Raw genomic sequence first — 20,868 nt, 5'->3', positions numbered from 1 at the left:
ACTATTTGTATCATGGCGTTTTACGCATGTACTGGAAAGGAGGAAACTAATCCCTTCCTGACAACCTGGGAGACTCCTCAGGGTGTACCTCCGTTTAATCTGATTAAGAATGAGCACTACATGCCTGCTTTCGAAGAAGGTATGAAGCAGCAAAATGAGAAGATTGAAGCTATCATCAACAATACTGAGGCTCCATCTTTTGAAAATACTATTGTTGCAATGGATTTCAGCGGCGAATTGCTGAAGAAGGTTGCTTCTGTGTTCTTCAATCTTAATGAGTGTAATACTTCCGATGAGCTTCAGGCAATAGCTATGGAAGTAGCTCCAAAGCTTTCTGCTCACTCTGATAATATCGTACTGAATGCTCAGTTGTTCGAGCGTGTTAAGGCTGTTTACGAACAAAAAGATTCTTTGGATCTGACTGAGGCAGAAGCTAAACTGCTTGAAGACACTTACAAGAGCTTTGTTCGTAATGGTGCTGCCCTTCCTGCCGACAAACAAGAGCGTTTCCGAGAGATCAACTCAGAGCTGTCTGTATTGACTCTGCAGTTTGGTCAGAATGTATTGGCTGATGTTAATCAGTTCAAGCTCGTTATTGAAAACGAAGCTGACCTGGCTGGTCTGCCACAGGCAGTAATTGATGAAGCTGCAGCATTGGCAAATAAGGAAGGACAAGAAGGCAAGTGGATTTTCACACTGCAAAACTACAGCGTGATGCCATTCCTGACATATGCAGAAAATCGTGACCTGCGTGAACTTATGGGGCGTGCCTATATTAACAGGGGCAATAACGACAATGAGTATAACAACGGCAAGATAATCAACCGTATTATCGAATTGCGAATTGAAAGAACCAAACTTCTTGGTTATTCAAGTTATGCTGAGTATGCAATTGAAGACCGCATGGCAGGTTCTGTTGAGAGGGTTGAAAGCTTTACAAAGCAGCTTTGGGATGCAGCTCTTCCTGTTGCAAAGAATGAAGCTGCACAGCTTCAGGCGATGATCAATGCTGAAGGTAAGGATTTCAAACTTGCATTCTGGGACTGGAGATATTATGCTGAGAAAGTTCGCAAAGAAAAGTTTGCCCTTGACGAGAACGAACTGCGTCAGTATTTCGAAATCAACCATGTTCGTGATGGAATCTTCATGGTGGCCAACAAACTCTATGGCCTGAAGTTCGAACAACGCTTTGACGTTCCTGTATATCATCAGGATGCTACTGTATGGGAAGTTCAGGAAGCTGACGGCACCTTTATCGGTCTGCTTTATATGGATATGTATCCAAGGGAAAGCAAGAGAAGTGGTGCATGGATGACCAGCTTCAGGGATCAGCATGTTGATCTTGAAGGCAATTTTGTAACTCCGGTTATCTCGCTTGTATGCAACTTCACAAAGCCTGTTGGGGACACTCCATCACTACTGACTTTCGATGAAGTAACTACTTTCTTCCACGAATTTGGTCACTCTCTTCACGGTCTGCTATCAAAGGTTAAGTTACCAAGTCAATCAGGAACTTCAGTTGACCACGACTTCGTAGAACTGCCTTCACAGGTGATGGAAAACTGGGCAAGACATCCTGAAGTACTTAAGATGTATGCTAAGCATTATCAGACAGGTGAAGTAATACCTGACGAACTGATTGAAAAGCTTAAGGCTGCAGGTTCATTCAACCAGGGCTTTGAGACTGTTGAGTTTATGGCTTCAGCCCTGCTCGATATGGAGTATCATATTCTAACTGAATACACTCCTTTTGAAGTTAAGGACTTTGAGCAAAAGGTTAAGGATAAGTTCAATATGATGGATGAAATCTATTTCCGTCATGGCAGTACTCATTTCCAACACATATTCTCAGGCGGCTACTCAGCTGGTTATTACAGCTATATCTGGGCCGGAGTACTTGATGCAGACGCATTTGAAGCCTTCGTTGAAACAGGTGACCTCTTTGATCAGGAAACTGCAAGGAAGTTCCGTACCGAAGTTCTTGAAAGAGGAGGAACACGTGATGCTATGGAAATGTATAAGGCATTTCGTGGCAAGGAGCCGGGTATTGAGCCCCTGCTGAGACAACGTGGTCTTATAAAGTAATATGAGCTAAGGCTTAATAAGAACCAGTAATGGTTTGACGGAGCTGACTGGCTTAGACAAATTGGGAATAGGGGCTGTCTGATAAAACGGGCAGCCCCTATTACATATAGCAGTCCGGTGGGCTGCTATATGTAGTGTTTTTTCCTTTAGTGTTGTTAGTTCTTGAATGATGTCGTAATGAGTGGTAACTTTCATTATTGAATATTCACCTGAGACTCTTTCTAAAAAACATAAATGATGGATATAGCAACGCGTTTTGACACAAATCCCCTGTTGAGACCTTCTGATCTGAGGCCATGGTATGAGGGGATGGAGATAGCATGCCTGTTAAATCCGGGAGTATTCAGGATGAATGGTAGGATTTGGCTTTTGCTTAGGGTTGCAGAGCGTCCACTCCTACATCCTGATAAGGTGAGGATACCTGTTTATGATCCGGATGGTCAGGTAAAGGTACTTGAGTTTGACAGTAGCGACCCTGATCTTGATACTTCGGACCCTCGGGTTATTAAGTACCGAGGCAGGCAGTACCTGACTACTCTGTCATATCTTCGCCTTGTTAGCAGCGAAGATGGAATGCACTTTAATGAGGATCCGCTTTATCCTCCAGTAGTCGGTCAGGGAGAGCTTGAGGCATTTGGAATTGAGGATTGCAGGGTGGCCTGTTTTGATGACGGGTATTATCTTACCTATACCATGGTTTCGCCGTTTGCGGTAGGAGTAGGACTTAGAGTCACCTGTGACTTTAGGAGATTTGAAACCAAGGGAATGATCTTTCCACCCCACAATAAGGACTGCGCCTTGTTTGAAGAGAGGATAGGTGGGAGGTATTATGCCTTGCATCGGCCTAGCAGTCCAGAACTTGGAGGTAATTATATTTGGTTGGCCGAGTCGCCTGACAGACTTCACTGGGGCAATCACAAATGTATAGCTGTTAACCGTCCAGGAAACTGGGACTCTGTGCGTATCGGGGCGGGTGCATCACCAATAAAGACCCCTGAGGGCTGGCTGGTAATTTACCATGGGGCGGATGAGAGCAATCGTTACTGCCTGGGGGCAATGTTACTGGATCTTGAGGATCCCTCTTTAGTACTTGCCAGAGTTGTTGAGCCTATTATGGAACCAATAGCCTGTTACGAGAAACAGGGCTTCTTCGGAAATGTGGTCTTCACCAATGGACATATTGTGGATGGGGACAGACTTATAATGTATTACGGAGCAAGTGATGAGGTTATCTGCGGTGCCAGCTTCTCAATCAGTGAGATTATGGCGATATTGAACAGGCAATGATAATATCTTGAACTTAGCTGATGTGTTACCTATAGCACACAGGGACTCTGGTATAGCAGAAACAAATGTATTAATGAAGCTATTAGTAAAGAAATGATTAATTTTGCGGCTTGTTGATGCTGTAATCAACTGTAACAGACTTTGCTTTGGGAAGAATAATGGCCTTTGATGTTGGAAGAAAGAGGGTAGGTATAGCAGTTACCGATCCCAATCGTATTATTGCCAACGGACTTGATACCCTTCTGATTCATGAGGTGCTCCCTTACGTCAGGACCTATATTGAGAAAGAGAATGTTGACCTGTTTGTGATAGGATACGCCCGACAAGCCAGTGGCGAGGATTCGGAATCCATGGCATATATCAGACCTTTCTATAACAGTTTGAGAAACAAATTCCCGCAAATACCTGTTGAATGGGTTGATGAACGCTTCACCAGCCAGCTTGCATTCAGAGCCATGATAGACGGTGGTCTCAAGAAGCAGGCCAGGAGAGATAAGGCACTAATTGACAAGGTTAGTGCAGTGATTATACTTCAGTCTTACCTTGAGGCAGGGCGAAGTAGTTTTTAATTTGTTTTAGCTATAAACCAGAGTATAAAAATGATTTTACCAATTTACCTTTACGGTCACCCTGTGCTGAGGAAAGTTACTGAGGAGATAGGACCTGACTATGAGAATTTCAAGCAGTTAATAGAAGATATGTGGGAGACCATGTATCATTCAGAAGGTGTGGGTTTGGCGGCTCCTCAGGTAGGACTTGCAATCAGACTCTTTGTTGTTGATGGAACCCCAATGGTTGAGGATTATCCCGAACTGGAAGGATTCAAGAGGGTGTTTGTTAACCCTACAATTATTGAGAAGAGTGAAACCAAGTGTACTGATGGGGAGGGATGCCTTAGCATACCTGGTATCAGGGAAGATGTAAGTCGTCCTGACAGGATTCTTGTCAGATATCAGGATGAGAACTTCGAGTGGAAGGAAGAAGAACTCTATAACTATGCAGCAAGGATAGTTCAGCACGAATACGATCACATCGAGGGCAAGCTGTTTATCGATTACCTGAGTCCCCTTCGCAAGAGATTACTTAAGAGTAAACTCAATGCAATCTCAGTGGGTAAGGTTAATGTTGATTACAGAATAAAGATTGCTAAGTAAATAAATTTCTGATATACAATAACTTTTTGTGGCATTCGTTCGTATATAAATAAGCTTTTATGTATAACTTAATCCAAAGACATATGAAGATTAGAGCTTTTTTATTACTTGGTGCTTTTGCTTTATTTGTAGGTGCTTGTAAAGACGATGATAAAGAAAAGTTTAGCTCCTCTAGTCCTGAGGAGCATAGGGAGTCTATGGAAGACAATGCCCTTGATGTTTTTGGCAAGTTAAAACGAGCAGCTGACCTTGAGTCAATTGATTTGCTGATCGAGTTGGCTCAATTACTTGATAACGCTGATCTTGAACCTGGTATATATGCAGCTGATTTCAACAGATCAATTATTGATAAACTGGAGATTGCCCGGGTTTTGCCAGGTCTGAAATCAACCTCTGATGAGAAATTCTCATTTAAGGAAGGATTTGAAGCATATGTCGGAATCTATACTTATAATTCTGAAACTGAATCCTGGGATAAGGAGGAAGCAAGTAATGAGCTTACCTTTAAATTTACTTCAAAGGAAGGCAAGGCTGTAGTAACTACATTGGATAATGTTAGTACTTTCAGTGGAGTACATCCTGGGCTGGAATACGAATTGGCTGATTTCCCTACTTCTGCAAGGTACAGTCTAAAAGCTGACAATAAAGAGTTGATTAGCATGAACTTCGTGTCAGTATTCGATTCCAAGGGTATTCCTTCAAAGATAGAAGAAGTATTAAAGGTCGAAGATTTCGAGTATGTATATAAATTTGCGCTTACAAGTTCTGTCTATAGTATAGAACAGATGTACAAGTATCAGGATGAGACTCTGCTGAGTTACCAATTTGAAAACAAGGGGTCTTTTGATACAGAAGAGTTGCTCACAGGTGAAGTTGATGATGTAATCTACGATGGAATGTTGAGTAACAGTAACCTGAGAGTTACTGTTGGTAAATACAGGGCTGAAGGTAAGGCAGATTGGAATGGCCTCAATAAGAGACTTGCAAGTGTTTCAGAGGATGATATAACATCTGAAGAAGAAATGGCTCAGTTAATCGCAGACACTTACAATAAATATATAGATATCAAGATCCGCGATACTAAGGCCAAAACTATTATTGCTACCGGTGAGTTCTATGCATATGAAGATGATTATTATGACGGCTCCTGGGATATTAATATGCGAATGGTCTTCCCAGATGGAAGCTACATGGATGAATCCTTCTTTCAAGATGGCTTTACCGATCTGGTTACAGAGGTAAATGAGTTCTTTGCAGAGCTAGAGAACAAGTTTAGAGGTATAAGATGAGAATAAAATAGTGAAAGTTTGTAGATTGGGCTTGTGAAAACAAACCCAATCTTTTTTATGTCTCCAGTGTCAGCTATTTTTTCGGTTAAAGTAGTGTTTCTGCTGACTGCCTTTTTATTTACTACATCTATGCAGTCTTTCGGACAGGGCCATTGCCTAAGGGGCATGGTGTGTGATGGGCAGACGGGTGTTGGGCTGGATAATGTGTATGTATTGATAACAGGATGGGAGACAGGGGTCCTCACTGACAGTGCAGGGTATTTCGAGCTTTGCGGTCTTCAATATGGAGATATTATTGAGTTCAGCCATTTGGCCTATTATAACAGATCTCTGATATTTAGCATAGAACTTCCGGATGATTTAGTTGTAAGACTATTGCCTTCGTCGATGACTGTTGAGGAGGTGGTAATCACGGGTAATGCCGGTCAATCTAAGTCTGTAATGCCCGGGAAAATTACTATAGACGCAGAGGATGTTGTAAGGCTTCCTTCGTTTATGGGTGAAAGTGATGTTGTCAGGAGTCTTCAAGTGCAGGCAGGTGTACAAAGTACTGGAGAAGGCATTAGTGATGTCTTTGTTCGAGGAGGTGCCCCGGGACAGAATATGATAGTGCTTGATGGAATGGAATTGATGAATCCCTTGCATATGATGGGGCTTTATTCTGTCTTTAATCCTAATACCCTTGCCGGTGTGGATCTATACAAAGGTCATACTCCAATCACCTACAGCGAAAGGCTGTCATCTCTCATACTGGTCAGCTCAGCTGATCCTTTGAGAAGTCATGCCGGAACCAATCTGTCTCTTGGAACATTTTCCTCCGGCTTGGGCCATATTAGCAGGACAGAGGATAGAAAACTGGGAATCACCCTTGGGGTAAGGCGTAGTTTTGTGGAATTATACCGGGGACTGTCCAAACTGATCATTCCAGATGAAGACAATTATTTTGGGTCAACTTTCAGTACCTTCTATGATTTGAATGGACTCCTTGTCTACAGCCCTATTGAGAATGCACGCTTGTCTGCAGGCTGGTTTCTATCGGGCGATCACTTTGCCATTGATGAGGATAATAAAGATACTGATATGGGATCCGACTTTGGAAATAGGGCAGCACTATTGGCCTGGGAACACAAACCGATGCTATGGCTTGATTACAAGCTGGGATTATCATATACAGGATCTTATTCTGAGTTTGACGGGTACTTTGGAGAAGGATATATTAATCTCAGAAATCATTTTGACAGGTATAGTGCCTTTGCTGAGATGGAGATCAAGGGACAGATATCATCACTTATGTTAGGTATGAGGCATAGTGAATACCAAACACTTCCTCAGGATATGGATCTGCTAGTATCTGGCGAGCGTGCTTCTTTTTATCATACTTATAATAGTCGTCAGACTGACTACTATCTTGAAGGGGGAATTTCAATAAGGCCCAGACTGGATTTGTCTGGCGGAGTGAGGCTTCACAATTATAATACCCTTGGATGGTCAGACAGTTTTAACGATGAAGGCCCTTTTGATATAAACACCTGGAAAAAAAACAGACGCAGATTATTACTATCAGTTTCGGCAGCTCTTAGATGGAAGACTGGTATAAACAGTCACTTTAAAGCTGCATTTTCCCGTCAGGCACAAACAATACATCTGGCAAGTATAGCGTCGCTTCCATTGCCAAATGATATCTGGCTTATGTCAAGCCCCTTTCTAAAACCACAGATTGGGCATCAGGTATCGGGGGCTTACTTTGCAAAACGAGGGGCATATGAGTTGTCAATAGAGGTTTTTGCAAGAGACATGGAAAACCAGGTGCTTTATACAATGGGGGATATAGAAGATGATAGAGAGATTTTCGAGGAACGGTTTATTGTAGGTAGAGGTAGAGTGGCAGGAGCCGAGTTTATGGCCCGTAAGACAATTGGGAGGTTTACCTGGGATCTGGCATATACCTTGCTTCGTTCCGAAAGGCAATATGATGAGATAAACAATGGTCACTGGTTCTCTGACAAGTTTGACCGCAGACATAATCTGGCTTTGGTGGGTGAGTACAAAATCAATGACAGATGGAGTACCTCGGCATCCTTTATTTATGCTACCGGTAATTGCTTGAATCTGCCTGCAGGAAGAATGTGGGTGATGGGAACTATTATGAATGATTATGATGGATATAACAGTTTCAGAATGCCTCCCTACCACAGACTGGATATATCTGCAACCTACCGGTTGCAGACAAAGGTTTTTAAGGCATCAGAACTTGATTTCTCGGTAATAAACGTATACGACAGGGCTAATCCCTACTTTTTGTTTTATAAGGTAACACAGGGCAGGGATGCATACGATGTGAAGATTTCGGCTCAGCAGGTATCACTTTTCCCTTTACTACCATCAATCGGATGGAGAGTCAAATTTTAATAATAGGATTATGTCGTGTATATCATACACTGGTTGGAGTGCAGGAAACAAGAAGATGCTATACCTCGTGGGTATATTTCTAGCAGCGTGTCTTTTGTCATCCTGTGTCAAGGAGGTGGAGATAGAACCGCAACCTTATAATAGGAAGGTAGTAGTGGATGGATTTATAGAAAATGGACGATATGCTCAGGTTTTTTTGACGATGAGCACTCCGTTTTTGGATGAATATGATTCGGTTTCCATCAGGAAGAGTTTTCTGAATCAGGCTAAGGTAATATTGAGGAGTTCACTGGGAGAAGAAGAGGTGCTTACATTGTTTATGCGGGACAGCTTTTTTCCACCATTTGTATATCGATCTGTGAATATCAGGGGGATGGTGGGGGTTGAGTACTCTCTGGAAATTGAGGTGGCAGGTAGAAAGGTTTATGCTAGTACTACAATTCCTCAGCCGCCCATTATATGGAATACACGATTTACTTATGTAACTGACAGCACCGGATATCCGGAATATATGATATCCTTGAGACCTGATGCAGTCCAGTATGTTTACACACGAGTCCAGAGCGTCTTTGCTGATGAGAACCTGCATCCTGTAAGGGAGGGAAGTATAAGGCTGGATGCTGGTAATGAGTTTGGATGGATTAGTGTATATAGAGTAAAGGAGAGGAGGATTAGTGCCGGTTCAAACTATGATAATTTCTATAAAGAGTATCCGCCATTGCATTATGATCACAGGGATCGGGTGTTGATAGTACCTGGTACTGTTGATTCTATATCACATGAGATTATTAATTCCCTCTTTGATGACTGGGGCTCTAATGATAATCCTTTCCGCTTTAATGATTCCGGTATCAAAAGCAATATTGAGGGTGGAATCGGTTTATGGATTGGGATTGGTGTGAATAATGCCTTTGTTGTAAGTGGAGAGGTACCCCAAGAGTGATAGTTGGTAGAAATGTGTGTTTACTTGTTCCAGTCCTTTAGAGGATCATCCTCAAATGGGCTGGATTTAAATGGGTATGATGATTGTTGTTGCGGAGCAGATTGAGAAAATTGTGGTGGATTTGGTGGGCTTTCTTCTCCAGGGGAACCACCGTTTAGCGAAATATTCCAATCGAATTTAATCTCACTAATAAGAGGAGGGAAGTATTGCAGTTTCATCGTTGTCAGCTCTATAATACAACTTTAAAGGAAAAGCTGCCTTCAGCTCCCGAAATGTGAAGGATATATACTCCTTTTTGGTTTAGATTTAGGGTGTTAAGGCTATTGTTGTTGAGCTTGCCTTCCCTGATAAGTCTTCCTGAGATATCAAAGAGTTCGTAGTGAGGATTGTTCAGGTCCTTAACAAGTATGCTTATCTTATTATCTATAGTGTGAACTGATACTCTGTCTGAACCTTGGTCAATGATTGGAAGTTCCCCAACTGACGTAGATTCGCTTTTTGTAATAATCAATTCAAAGCGATGCTCATGCTTTCCGGCATTTTCAAATGTAGCCATATAGTGTTCACCTGAAGAAAGGTTTGCATATTCAAATAGCTCTTTGTCAATCAGGACTACCGTTGTGTTTTCTGGAAGTTCAGCTTCATGCATGCTGATTTCTACTGTTCCAGGAGCAGCAAGTGACAAACCTATAGGCAACTCTATAGTCTGAGTCTGAGGCAAGCTTTTAATTGCCCAACTAATATTATCCCTTATAGAATAAATCTCACTGTACGCCGCATTATTGCTAAAGAACTTTTCGCTGCTTGTATGGATATTGCTATCGTAAATATCTTCAGGTACCAATGCAACAGCCATTTCATCCCTGTTACCGTTATAGTCGGCAGCCAGTTTGAGATATGGGAAGAGAGGACCTGCCTCAGATTTAAGATAGCTGTTGTTGCTAATTTCTCTGTTATCAGGTTTAAATGTGATTGTTCCTCCAGTTTGTCCTTGTGTTACCCTAACCCAGAAGGCATGATGTGCAGGAATTATATGTGCATTTGATCCTGTAAGCGTAACGGCTAGTCCGTTGGAACCATTGTAAACACCATATTTCGACTGGTCGTTAAGGTAAACCCAGAAACTATTGTCGATATTATGCTTATCAATAACATTCCAGTTTATAGCATGGGTATAGGGATTACCAACAAGATTCCAACCTTTACCTTTGCTACTTCGTACAAGTTCAATAGTATAGGTATCCAGGTTGAGGTTTCCACTGAAGACTACATTGTTATCAGATCTAAGGAAGTATCCGATTCCCGGGATAAATTCGTCTGTATTTTGTAGAGCCACATACAAGTTTGTCGGATTACTATAGCGGAATACATTATTTGTAATTCCGCTACTACCACGAGTGGCACCTGAAACGGGGACACTAACCATATAACTTTTGTCAGGAGAGGAAATATGTTGTGTTACCTTAACCTGATTTATAGGAATATTAAGTGCACCTGCGGTTTTAAGGAAGGTGGAATTTAAGCTGGGTCCTGATTTTATCACCAGACTATCACTAATTGTAAGAGATCCACCTGTTTGCTCTATAATGGCACCTGGTTCAAGTATTAGTTTCCTGACAGAAACTACGTCTCCCTCCTTAATAACAGGGTGATGAGTTGCCTGATTGACAACTGCATCCATTACAGGAACACCATTGTCCCAGTTGTTAGATTCGTTCCAGTCACTTGAGGCGTTACCTATCCAGCTACTTACAGAAGGGTTAGGAACTGTCAATCCGTCTTTCCTACTGTAATTATCTCTTAAAATCCAAATGTTTGGATCCAATAATATGCCTGAAACCTCCTTATTTATAGCGAAATAAAAGGTCTGGGACCTCTTGTTATTGAAAACCCTTTTTATTTCACTGGTGTTATCCTCGTATTGAAGCATGATTTCCAGGTACATCTCGAACACTTGAGGCATTCCGCCTCCCTGAACTTGATCAACTCGTATCCCAATAAGGTTGTCTTGTGTGAAAACCTCATAGTTGTATTCATATTTTATATAACCAGGCTCATATATCCATTGTTGGAAGAATTTGTCCAGTTCAAGACCTGTATAAATCTCTACAAAATCCCGGAAATCTTCTGTTGTTGCGTATCCATATTTAAACTGGGGTGCCTGTGCATAGGCTTTTAGCATTGGAAAGAAAACATTGTCATTGTTTATATAGCCCCGTAACATATGAAGTACTGCAGCTCCTTTGGCATAGTAAAAACTAACAAAAAGGTTTCCATAATCCTCGTCATTTGATTTGAATAAGGTTTGGGTATCATTAAACATAGAGTTTATATACATATTCAAAGCATTAGCATATGCAACCTCGTCATCGTGGGTTTCATTACCCAAATAACGGGCGCAAAGAGCCTCAGCATAAGTTACAAAGCCCTCATTTAGCCAAATATGTTGCCAGCTTTTGTTGGTAATTGAGTTGCCAAACCACATATGGGCAAGCTCATGAACCATTGTTGGTTGTGCAGTAGACGCCAGACTACGCATTATTGCATTTGTCTGCTTCTCTATTGCTACATTAGGGACTCTTGTCATTCCATATTTTTCGCACTTGAATGGATAGTCTCCAAAATAATGGATAAATGCATCCATTGCCTTAGGCATTATTGATACACCATCTTTTGAGGTATCACTTTCCTCCGGGTACATGTAATAGATTAGAGGGAAATCGTGCCCGTTATTTGCATAGTTTACTATATATTCTTCATAGTTAGATATCGCAATCAAAACATAGTATGGAACAATTGGATACCTGTGCAACCAGATATATTTTTTCTTATCTACGCCTAAATCTTCCTCTCCTATTTTTAGACCATTAGATACACCTATAAGAGGATAATTGTCATACTGATTTTTAGGTACTATAATATCCACCCTGACACTGTCAGCCTTATCGCTTGGCCCGTCTTTGCAAGGATACCAGTAATGAGCAAGGTAGGGTGTATTTGCTGTATAAATTACAGGAATATCAGATCCATGGGTTTCAAAGCGAAATCCTTTATTAGGGGCATTTGATGGAGTCTCGGGAGTGCCTGAATAATTTATGACAATTTCAGTGGTGTCTCCCAGATTAAGTGAATTCTGAAAGTATAGAGTGATTATGTGATTACTATGGCTATATGCTATATTAATTTCTGATTCGAAATGCTTTAATGAACTAATCGTAAAATTATCCCTGAGGTTAAACCTGACTGTGTCTACGTTATTCTGCACTGGTCTAAAACGGATGCGGACGCTGCCTATAATGCTATTCGCATTCTCACCAGCAATGATTGGTTCAATGCTAATATGATAGAACAATATATCTATCCTGTCGTCGGGTTGCAGGTAGTCGGTGGCCGCTTTTAGGGTGGCAAAGGGCAGAGTCTCGTGTTCGTCATGGCTGTGCCTGATTACTTCCTGAGCCCTGGCAAATCCTGCTGAGAACAAGAATAGGCCAACAATCAGTAATCTCAGTATATTACTCCCTGCAATATATCTTGCTCCTGAATACATTGATACTATAGCTGTTTTAATCTGTAACAACAACCTTATGAGTTGCATTGTTTCCTGCTGCTGTATATACTTTTACAAAATATACCCCCTTGCCACCTGAGCTAAGGTCTATTGATACTTCATTATTGCCGTTATATAGTAATGTTTTAACCAAACTTCCGTTAATAGTGAAGACTTCCACCTTGTCAATAGGGGCCTCTGAAACAAGCCTAAACTGACCTTTATTTGGGTTGGGATATACTATGCTATTGTCGGTTCCAACCTGAGGTATCCCGGTAGATGTGTCAAGAATAACTGTTACCATCCAGGTCTCTGTAAGTCCACTTTCCGAGCTTAACACGTATTCCACTGCTCCGCCGGAAAAGTCTGTTTCCACACCTGATGCCGGACTAATAGACGCATTGTCGTCAATTATGCTTATTTCCGGAACTAATGCACTTAGATCAGTACCATTGGGCATAGTCACTGTGATTGTTTTAGCATCACGATCTATAACACTGTTAACCTGTTCCGGAATTTCAAAGCTGATAAGCTCCTTTTTGTGGCTGATTGCATCTCCCCTCAGTATCCACATATTCGGGTCAACTTCCACCTTTACAATCTTCTTGTCAAAATCAAACTCAAAGGTTTGATTTTTAAGATTGTTGCGAACTTTTTGGATTGTAGAAGTCCCATCCTCAAAGTATATCTTTAGTTCAATGTCCATTTCAAATACTTCTCTCCAACCAGGGTTTGTATCTGACTGAACTTGTGAGAGAATAATTCCGCCCTTCGAGTTGGTGAGATCTGAATAAAAGTCATACTGGTACTCCGGATACCCGATGTCATATACCCACTGATCAAAGAACCACCCTAACTCCATTCCACTCACTGTCTCACAATGCTGAATAAAATCATCAGTCGTTACATGGCCATACTGAAAATTCATTGCATAGCTTTTTAGTAGATCCCGCATAACTGCATCTCCTAGTTGTCCTCTGAGCATATGTAGAACCCATGCGCCTTTGTGAAAATAAATGCTGTGGAAAATGTTGCCGTAGTCTGTGTCATCTTCAAGAATTAAGTTTCTTGTGGCATTGAATCTTGCATCGAGAGCTTGTAATTCTTGCAGATAGCGGCTTCTGTTCACTGCATATTCATAATATAGTGCGGTTGCATACGTTGCAAAACCCTCATTAAGCCACACATCGTTCCATGACTGATTTGTTACAGAATTGCCAAACCAGCTGTGGGATAATTCGTGAAACAAAGTTTTTTGCCAGCCTAAAGACATTCCTCCGACAATGGGATTGCTTTGGGTCTCGATTGACCAGTTTTGTGCTACCTGGGTAAATCCGAATCCCTCGTCTTTGAATGGATAGGAACCAAAGAAATTCTTATATGCCTTGATTACATTTGGTAAATAAGCTACATCTGTTGCTTCTGCATTATTGGGAAATACATAGTATGTAAGTTCAAATGACTCATCTGGATCTGTATAAATGTCTTCAATAATAGTGTAATTTGATACTGCTACCAGTATATAATAGGGTGTTATTGGATAATTGTGCTTCCAATAAAATGTTTCCATACCATCTGCAACGACATGGTTGACCAGCACTCCATTTGATACTCCCTTAAGTGTTTCACCGTTGTATGTCTCCTGGGGAATTGTAATATCAACTTTGATACTGTCAGCTTTATCTGTCGGACCATCCTTACAGGGAAACCAATAGTGAGCTAAATAAGGAGTGCAGTACGTTGCAATTGCAGGAGCTCCATCCAGATTTGTATCAAACCTAAATCCTTTGGCAATCGCACTCCCTGTTGCAAGAGGGGGTTGACCTTCATAGCTAATGCTTACACTGACAATATCATCGTCGGGAACTGATTCATCTATCGTTAGTATCACAAAATCCTGGTCGCGAATGAAGTCCGTAGCGTGTAACCCAACAGCAGTTATATTAAATTCCCTTCGGAGGTTGAAGCGAACCTCATTAATACCAACCTCTGTTCTTTTGAAATCTATTCTTACTGTCGAGCTGATACTTTCGTCTTCTATGTCAATATCTATATCAATATGGTAGTAAGTCACATCAATTATAGTATCAGGCTGGATAATATCGTCTGACGAAGCTGCTGTAGAGAATTCGGATTCCATTAACGACTCAGAATATACATCAGCTCCTTTAAACAGGAAGAGCGTAAAGCAAATTACTGTTACTAATGCTAACCTATGGTAAATAACTGATAGTGTCATGGTTATGGTTTAGATAATTTACATAAATGCAATATAGTATATAATAATTAGGAGTACGCTGTCTTTTTTATGTAATGGCGGCAATACTCCATACATACTAAGAATAAATTGACGAATGGAAGTTTAACATAATATGATGTTTGGGGTGTTTTGATATTTGTTTGAAAGGTGTGTTAGGCATAGATGTATTCAGAATCCTTCAATTGCTTTTTGCTCATGGTTTTGTCAATTTTTTAGAGCACTTTGTGTAAAGATTCGTGTGCTTGATGGAGTTTTGCATAAATTGTCAAATACTTCTTGCTCCTATTTATGTTAACTGAGGTAAATAAGTCCTGTTTATAGTTCTTTCCTATGAAAATAATTACAATTGTAAAGAAGCTTGTTCGTTTGTGCAGGCGAGTATGGAGGCAAATTGAGTTGGGAGCTGCCAGACGTGGTATACGGATTCCCTTATTTAAAGTCCTGACAATTGGTAGGAAGAAGTATCGCATGGATTTTAAGTCTGTTCAACCTGATCAAGAGAACTTCAATTCGTTGTGCAAGCGTTATAAGATCAGCCAGGATAAAGCATCCGGGATATATGATATAGTTATTGTTACCTCTGAGAATGTAGATAGGTATATTAAAGATTTGATGGAAGTGGAAGTCAAATCATTTCCTGAGGATTTTAGAGGAAGTGAGGGACGCTTGCTGTATAGGTTTAGGGTAAAGGGCTTTAGAGAACCAGTGTGCTATTTGTACTTTCGGGATGGAAAGCCGATTGCCTATTCGTTAGGGATGGATCTGGAGTTCTTTGACCCATTTGACTATGGACTTGAAATTGGTTTACACCCTGAGTATTTGCGTTTTACTACATTCTATATTGAGAACATTTCGGTTGTCCCTGAAGAGAGACAAGGCTGGCTTACTTTAAGGCTATTGCTTGATATCATATTTGGCCCTAAGCGCAAAGGTTATACATCCATTGTTTCCCATTCACGTATTGATAATGGTACAATGGATATTGCTATTAAGTTAGGATTCAAACACCTGATGGTTCACAAGCAATTTCTGGGAGCAAATATTGATGCGTCCTTCAACTGGCTGAATTTACAAGGTCTTGTCGAAACAGGTGCTCTAGCCAGTTCCGAAGGTGCATAAATTCTTCGGTAAGGGAGACAACAGTTTTCAGAATACTCTTTTCAGATATTATACCCGGTAATTAGGGCTGCTTGTAAAGAAAAAAGTGCCGATAGTGTAAAAAAATGGAATTGCATGGCACATCCTTTTAACTTGCATCGAGTTTAAACACAATTCAAAACTAAACAATGGAAGCTCTTGGCATAAAGATTCAGGAGGTCACAATTGAGGCCTACAAAGAAAATATGGATGATTTTAATGTCGGGTTGTTTAATACCTGGCAGTGGATTAGCTCACTTACAAACGAGTATACTAAAGATATCTATTTCCACATACTTAGAAATGAGGAGGTGGTAGGTAAGCTTTGTGGTTTAGCTATTAACCAGGGCAAGCGAACAGGAACACATCTATATTTTAATGGTGGTCCTGACTATAAAGAATGGTCTCCTGAAGTATTTAAAAGTACCTTGCTGCAGGTGCGGGATTATGCAAAAAGCAAGGGTTATGCCCGTTTGCATTTTCGTCCTTATGAACGTAAAGTGCATGATCTTGTAGAGGTTAAGGGCTTCTTTCATACTCGTGTTCCTGAATATGTGGTTTATTATGATGAGCATCAGGACAGGGTGAAGTTTTCTTATGGTTTCAAGCAAAATGCCAAGAAGGCCAGGAAGGCAGGTGCTGTGTATCATACGTCAAAATCACCAGAAATACTTGACAAGCTATTTGCATTGCTTGACAATACACGGCTTACACGTAAGGATAAATACGGTAAGGACTATGATCCGATGTACCTCCTTAACCTTGACAAGGATGCACTGACTAAATTGCTTGATGCCGGTATCGGGGTTATGCATTATGCTGAGATTGATGGTGTGATTCATAGTGTACAATTTAACCTTGAGTATGATGGTAAGATATTTGGTTTGTTGATGGGCTCGGACAATGAAGCCTATAGCAAAGGGATTCCATCCTTTATTGATATGAATATCTCAGATAAGGCGATGGAGGAGAAAGCCAAGTACTATAATATCGGATCAGTACCCCTTGACGAGGAGGGGGGTAAGGGACTGAAGAAGTACAAGGAATCTCAAAGCGGCAGGGAAACAGTCAGGTATGGCTATTATTCATATTTCCTTTCATATCCGCATAATCTGCTAAATCCATTTATAAAACTCAGCAAGAAACTTCCTAATAATAAGTTTCTGAAAAGGATTAGAAGTTTTATAAAATTCTTTTCATTTACAAAATAGCTTATAAGTTGAGTTCCAAAAGTATTACAGTCTTTGAGGTTGAGTCTGCTGAGTGGAAGACTGGGCTTGACCGCTTCCACTATAGTCTTTTTATTTCACCTGAATGGGTGCAGGCAGTCGCCGAAGAAGGTGATAGGCCCATTTTCATAGATTTGAAAGAGGGGGACGAGATCATTGCTAAAATTTCAGGGCTGATTACAAAACCAAAGCCTCTTTTGGGTAGAGACATGTTATTTTATGCATATCCTGCTCTACAAAATGAAGATGGGGAGCTGCTCAATAAAAGCCTCTGGGCTTTGTTGGACTTTGTCCGAAGTAAGGGCTGTATGAGGCTTATTGTAGCATCGTACGATCAGCAATTTAGCCTTGAGGCTAATGTAAAAGGATTGTATTCAAATAGTCGCTGCGAGTATGTGGTAAACCTGCGTCCTGAACATGGTGATATAAAATTCAGCCAGAATCTGAAACGTAACGTAAAGAAAGCTGAGAAGAACGGAGCCATATTAGAGGAGAGTGCGGACCGCCTGCTGGCGGACCGCCTTCATGAACTGCTTAACAGCACTCTTGAGAAACGCAAATCCAAATATGGAACAGAATACAACCCTTATTATTTACCCAGGCTTGGGAAGCAGACCGTCCTGAACTTGTTGGAAAACAAGTTGGGACGTCTTTATTTCTGCACAACAACAGGTGACGATAGTATGCATTGTGTGCTGTTCAATATTGAACGGGATGGCAAGGTGTTCAACCTGTTAGTTGGTTCGGATGAGGTGGCATACGAACTAGGAATGCCGGCTTTTGCGGACTGTAAACTGATTGAGAAGTACCGTAATTCTGGGTTTAAGTATTACAACCTTGGAGGTGCTACCTGGGATGCCGGTTCTGGAGGACTTGAGAGAAGTAAGCTGTCAAAGGGTGCTGACAGGATTGATGTCTATGGGGTAACCAGTAACTTTCTGCAATACCCGTTTAGACTGTTGAATCCGCTACTGAATATGGTAAGGGTTCTAAGAAAAAAAAAGTAATATGAATGTTGACTTTTCTGTAGTTGCTGTCGATAAAGAGGTATGGACCAAAGATATGGATTCCTTTGGATATGGGCTGTTTCATAATCCATTTTGGGTCGAGGCAATGAGTACAGAAGCCAGTCCTGCTATATATCTCAATATAATAAGTGATGGGGGCAGGGTCGAGGCCAAATTTTCAGGTCTGATTATTAATGAAGGTATTGTTAAGGGAAAGACACTTTATGGATTTTCAGGTCTACTGTTCAGAAGTAGTGATAAGGCAGAGATGAGTGGATGTATGGAAGCATTGCGTAGGTATGCGATACATATTGGTCTCTCCAGAATAATGCTGTATTGCTACGATCATATTATCTCTGAACCTTTTATGTTTAAGGGTTTTTATGCAGAAAGTAAGGATGAATATTATATCGACTTCAAGTCAGGTGAGCCGGTTAAAATTAGTTCCAACCTCAAGAGAAATGCGAAGAAAGCTCAGAAGGCTGGTGTTGTTGTCAAAGAATCAAGTTCGCCTGAAATACTGAGACGTCTCTTTGTCCTGCTTGAGGAAACGCGTAAGGAGAGATTTGGAAAATATGGAAAAGATTATGATCCCATGTACATCTACAATATGAATGAGACCTCTCTTAGGACACTTCTGGATAAAGGCTACGCTAAGATGTTTTATTCCGAACTTGATGGTGAAATCAATACCGTACTATATGCTCTGGAGGACAGTCGTCGTATTTATTTTCTGTTGATGGGGTCGGATGATAGAGCATACAATACAGGAATCCCAGCAATGATAGCATTGCATATCTCAGAATATGCCGTCAGTAAAGGATTGGATTATTACAATCTGGGAATAGTCCCTAAAGCAGAACTTGGTGGTGCTGGTGTTAGCCTGTTTAAAGAACAGCAAGGTGCCGTAAGGCAACCTGGTTACTGTTATTATTCCTGGTTCCTGAGATTCCCATATTCGCTATTAAATCCAATGCTTAGCAGGAAGCTGAGGAGAAATCCTGCATTTGTAACTGATTCTTGTTGATAAATTACTACTTATTTCTTTATCATTCGGAAGTTGGCAGTAAACAACTATTATGGTCTGTTTATCACAATTTTATGAATGCAAGTTTACAGTATGCTAAATTTCGACACAAAAATTCAATTCTGAGAAAAATAAACAGTTATGCAAGGCAATGGAAAAGTTTCAATCAAAAGAGTAAGCAGAGAAGAGTATGACAGAGATTTTGAAAAGTATCACTATAGTTTGTTTTTAGTTTCCGATTATGCAGAGTCCTTTCGTGATGATAGGGAGCTTTATTATCTGCATTTTGAAATGGATGGGAAGGTAGTAGCCAAACTGGCCGCCTTTAGAATGAATGGCACTAAGATGCTTGGCAAGTGGCTTTACTGTGATGCGGCACCGGCAATGCTAGACGAGGATGAGTATGTCTATAACGAATGCCTTTCGGTTCTTCTCTCCTGGGCAAAAAAGAACAGGCTATCAAAGATTGTAGTAGGATATCTTGATCAGCAACATCAGTTGTATTGTAAGGCAAAGGGTTATATAAGCCGTACTAACAGAGAGTTTATTAGGTTTTTCGATCCGGCCGAGGAGGTTATAACCTTCAGTAAGTCACTGAGGTACAATGTGCGTAAAGCATTGCGGGTTAATCCTGTATTCGTTGAAGAAACATCAGAACGTATTCTGCAAAAGCTCCATGAATTGTTGCAGGCAACCCATGCCTGCCGAAATGATAAGCATAAAGGGCATTACAGAATGTACCCATATATTGGAATGACTAAGGAAGGCGTAGATAAGCTTTTTTATAGTGGATATATTAAATTATTCCATGTTGAAGTTGATGGGGAGATTCACTGCGTGCGTCTTGCAATTGAGAAGGATAAGAGAATGTTCGGACTGATGATAGCTGGTGATGAATTTTCTTACAAACACAGCCTTGCACATTTCCTTCAACATGAATTAATCACCAAACTACATAATGAAGGTTATAAATATTACAATATTGCAGGTAGCAAGTTCAGAGAGGATGGTCTTGTTGCATATAAGGAGTCTTTAGGCTGTATGCGATATACGGTTCACGGTGGTTATACCCGCTTCCTTACCTTTCCTAGAGTTATGCTCAACCCTCTTATGGATGCAGGAAAAGTCGTGGCAAGGAATAAAAAACTTAAAAAGGTAATTGCTGTTGTCTATAAGACCCTAACTGGTTTTGAGGCTGATCTTTGATGATGCCTCCAACTTTTGAAGACCGCTATTTTGCGCAGATTCGCACTGTCAGACTACCATTCGTCGAGCAATTTGAAATCTTTGACATATAATTGTCGTGGTTTATCATAAAAACATCAAAGGTAGCCTGATGAATGCTAACTTTATAAAGTCTAAATAATAAGTGGGTGCTCAGCTATATGGGACTGAGGGTGGCGAAGCCGTACCGGAACCTACAATCTTATTAAGTTTAATACGCTAATGTTCAATATATTAAATAATTCAAGTCCGGTAAAGTATTTTCAATTT

The 20,868-nt window shown here is 40.7% G+C and carries 14 protein-coding genes; 12 read left to right on the top strand and 2 right to left on the bottom strand.

Annotation, left to right across the window (positions count from 1 at the left end; all coding sequences use genetic code 11):
• Positions 1 to 12: 12 nt before the first annotated feature.
• The 7 genes from M9189_RS10660 (at position 13) to M9189_RS10630 (ending at position 9,167) form a co-directional block, all read left to right on the top strand.
• Positions 13 to 2,085, top strand: a complete 2,073-nt coding sequence (locus tag M9189_RS10660) for a M3 family metallopeptidase (protein WP_250723109.1) — start codon at positions 13 to 15, stop codon at positions 2,083 to 2,085.
• A 234-nt stretch (positions 2,086 to 2,319) separates the two neighbouring features.
• Positions 2,320 to 3,372, top strand: a complete 1,053-nt coding sequence (locus M9189_RS10655; RefSeq protein ID WP_250723108.1) for a glycoside hydrolase family 130 protein — start codon at positions 2,320 to 2,322, stop codon at positions 3,370 to 3,372.
• Between the two features lie 146 nt (positions 3,373 to 3,518).
• Positions 3,519 to 3,941, top strand: coding sequence for a Holliday junction resolvase RuvX (gene ruvX / locus M9189_RS10650; protein WP_250723106.1), 423 nt, complete (start codon positions 3,519 to 3,521; stop codon positions 3,939 to 3,941).
• Between the two features lie 30 nt (positions 3,942 to 3,971).
• A complete protein-coding gene (def, locus tag M9189_RS10645) occupies positions 3,972 to 4,526 on the top strand; it encodes a peptide deformylase (RefSeq protein WP_250723104.1) in 555 nt (184 codons plus the stop codon).
• An 83-nt stretch (positions 4,527 to 4,609) separates the two neighbouring features.
• Positions 4,610 to 5,815 (top strand): hypothetical protein, encoded by a 1,206-nt coding sequence (locus M9189_RS10640; protein WP_250723102.1) that lies wholly within the window; start codon positions 4,610 to 4,612, stop codon positions 5,813 to 5,815.
• 57 nt (positions 5,816 to 5,872) lie between these two features.
• Positions 5,873 to 8,224 carry a TonB-dependent receptor gene (locus tag M9189_RS10635; RefSeq protein ID WP_250723101.1) on the top strand — a complete coding sequence of 784 codons (2,352 nt, stop codon included), beginning with the start codon at positions 5,873 to 5,875 and terminating at the stop codon, positions 8,222 to 8,224.
• 10 nt (positions 8,225 to 8,234) lie between these two features.
• Positions 8,235 to 9,167 (top strand): DUF4249 family protein, encoded by a 933-nt coding sequence (locus tag M9189_RS10630; protein ID WP_250723099.1) that lies wholly within the window; start codon positions 8,235 to 8,237, stop codon positions 9,165 to 9,167.
• A 229-nt stretch (positions 9,168 to 9,396) separates the two neighbouring features.
• On the opposite strand, the gene M9189_RS10625 is transcribed toward M9189_RS10630, so the two are convergent.
• Positions 9,397 to 12,714 (bottom strand): M1 family metallopeptidase, encoded by a 3,318-nt coding sequence (locus M9189_RS10625; protein WP_250723097.1) that lies wholly within the window; start codon positions 12,712 to 12,714, stop codon positions 9,397 to 9,399.
• Positions 12,715 to 12,730: 16 nt separating this feature from the next.
• A complete protein-coding gene (locus tag M9189_RS10620) occupies positions 12,731 to 14,953 on the bottom strand; it encodes a M1 family aminopeptidase (RefSeq protein ID WP_250723095.1) in 2,223 nt (740 codons plus the stop codon).
• 351 nt (positions 14,954 to 15,304) lie between these two features.
• Here M9189_RS10620 and M9189_RS10615 point away from each other — a divergent pair, with 351 nt between their 5' ends.
• The 5 genes from M9189_RS10615 to M9189_RS10595 all read left to right on the top strand — a co-directional run bounded on the left by M9189_RS10615 (position 15,305) and on the right by M9189_RS10595 (position 20,580).
• Positions 15,305 to 16,093, top strand: a complete 789-nt coding sequence (locus M9189_RS10615; RefSeq protein ID WP_250723093.1) for a hypothetical protein — start codon at positions 15,305 to 15,307, stop codon at positions 16,091 to 16,093.
• 167 nt (positions 16,094 to 16,260) lie between these two features.
• On the top strand, positions 16,261 to 17,322 hold the full coding sequence (locus M9189_RS10610) for a GNAT family N-acetyltransferase (RefSeq protein ID WP_250723092.1): 1,062 nt from the start codon (positions 16,261 to 16,263) through the stop codon (positions 17,320 to 17,322).
• A gap of 8 nt (positions 17,323 to 17,330) precedes the next feature.
• A complete protein-coding gene (locus tag M9189_RS10605) occupies positions 17,331 to 18,347 on the top strand; it encodes a GNAT family N-acetyltransferase (protein ID WP_250723090.1) in 1,017 nt (338 codons plus the stop codon).
• A 1-nt stretch (position 18,348) separates the two neighbouring features.
• The gene (locus M9189_RS10600; RefSeq protein WP_250723089.1) at positions 18,349 to 19,374 is read left to right on the top strand and encodes a GNAT family N-acetyltransferase; all 1,026 of its coding nucleotides are present in this window, start codon (positions 18,349 to 18,351) and stop codon (positions 19,372 to 19,374) included.
• Positions 19,375 to 19,515: 141 nt separating this feature from the next.
• The gene (locus tag M9189_RS10595; protein ID WP_250723087.1) at positions 19,516 to 20,580 is read left to right on the top strand and encodes a GNAT family N-acetyltransferase; all 1,065 of its coding nucleotides are present in this window, start codon (positions 19,516 to 19,518) and stop codon (positions 20,578 to 20,580) included.
• Positions 20,581 to 20,868 lie beyond the last annotated feature (288 nt).

The sequence above is a fragment of the Xiashengella succiniciproducens genome, from assembly GCF_023674465.1.
In the GTDB taxonomy this organism is placed as follows: Bacteria; Bacteroidota; Bacteroidia; order Bacteroidales; family Marinilabiliaceae; genus Geofilum; species Geofilum succiniciproducens.
The sequence above is the reverse complement of the archived record's forward strand: the minus strand, read 5'-3'. Positions and strand labels throughout refer to the sequence as shown.

Excerpts from the sequence above, each read along its gene's own strand:
- M9189_RS10610 (WP_250723092.1), top strand. The coding sequence starts at position 16,261 with ATGGAAGCTCTTGGCATAAAGATTCAGGAGGTCACAATTGAGGCCTAC.
- M9189_RS10660 (WP_250723109.1), top strand. The coding sequence starts at position 13 with ATGGCGTTTTACGCATGTACTGGAAAGGAGGAAACTAATCCCTTCCTG.
- M9189_RS10630 (WP_250723099.1), top strand. The coding sequence starts at position 8,235 with ATGTCGTGTATATCATACACTGGTTGGAGTGCAGGAAACAAGAAGATG.
- M9189_RS10615 (WP_250723093.1), top strand. The coding sequence starts at position 15,305 with ATGAAAATAATTACAATTGTAAAGAAGCTTGTTCGTTTGTGCAGGCGA.
- M9189_RS10625 (WP_250723097.1), bottom strand. The coding sequence starts at position 12,714 with ATGTATTCAGGAGCAAGATATATTGCAGGGAGTAATATACTGAGATTA.
- M9189_RS10620 (WP_250723095.1), bottom strand. The coding sequence starts at position 14,953 with ATGACACTATCAGTTATTTACCATAGGTTAGCATTAGTAACAGTAATT.
- M9189_RS10640 (WP_250723102.1), top strand. The coding sequence starts at position 4,610 with ATGAAGATTAGAGCTTTTTTATTACTTGGTGCTTTTGCTTTATTTGTA.
- M9189_RS10635 (WP_250723101.1), top strand. The coding sequence starts at position 5,873 with ATGTCTCCAGTGTCAGCTATTTTTTCGGTTAAAGTAGTGTTTCTGCTG.
- M9189_RS10600 (WP_250723089.1), top strand. The coding sequence starts at position 18,349 with ATGAATGTTGACTTTTCTGTAGTTGCTGTCGATAAAGAGGTATGGACC.
- M9189_RS10655 (WP_250723108.1), top strand. The coding sequence starts at position 2,320 with ATGATGGATATAGCAACGCGTTTTGACACAAATCCCCTGTTGAGACCT.
- def (WP_250723104.1), top strand. The coding sequence starts at position 3,972 with ATGATTTTACCAATTTACCTTTACGGTCACCCTGTGCTGAGGAAAGTT.
- M9189_RS10595 (WP_250723087.1), top strand. The coding sequence starts at position 19,516 with ATGCAAGGCAATGGAAAAGTTTCAATCAAAAGAGTAAGCAGAGAAGAG.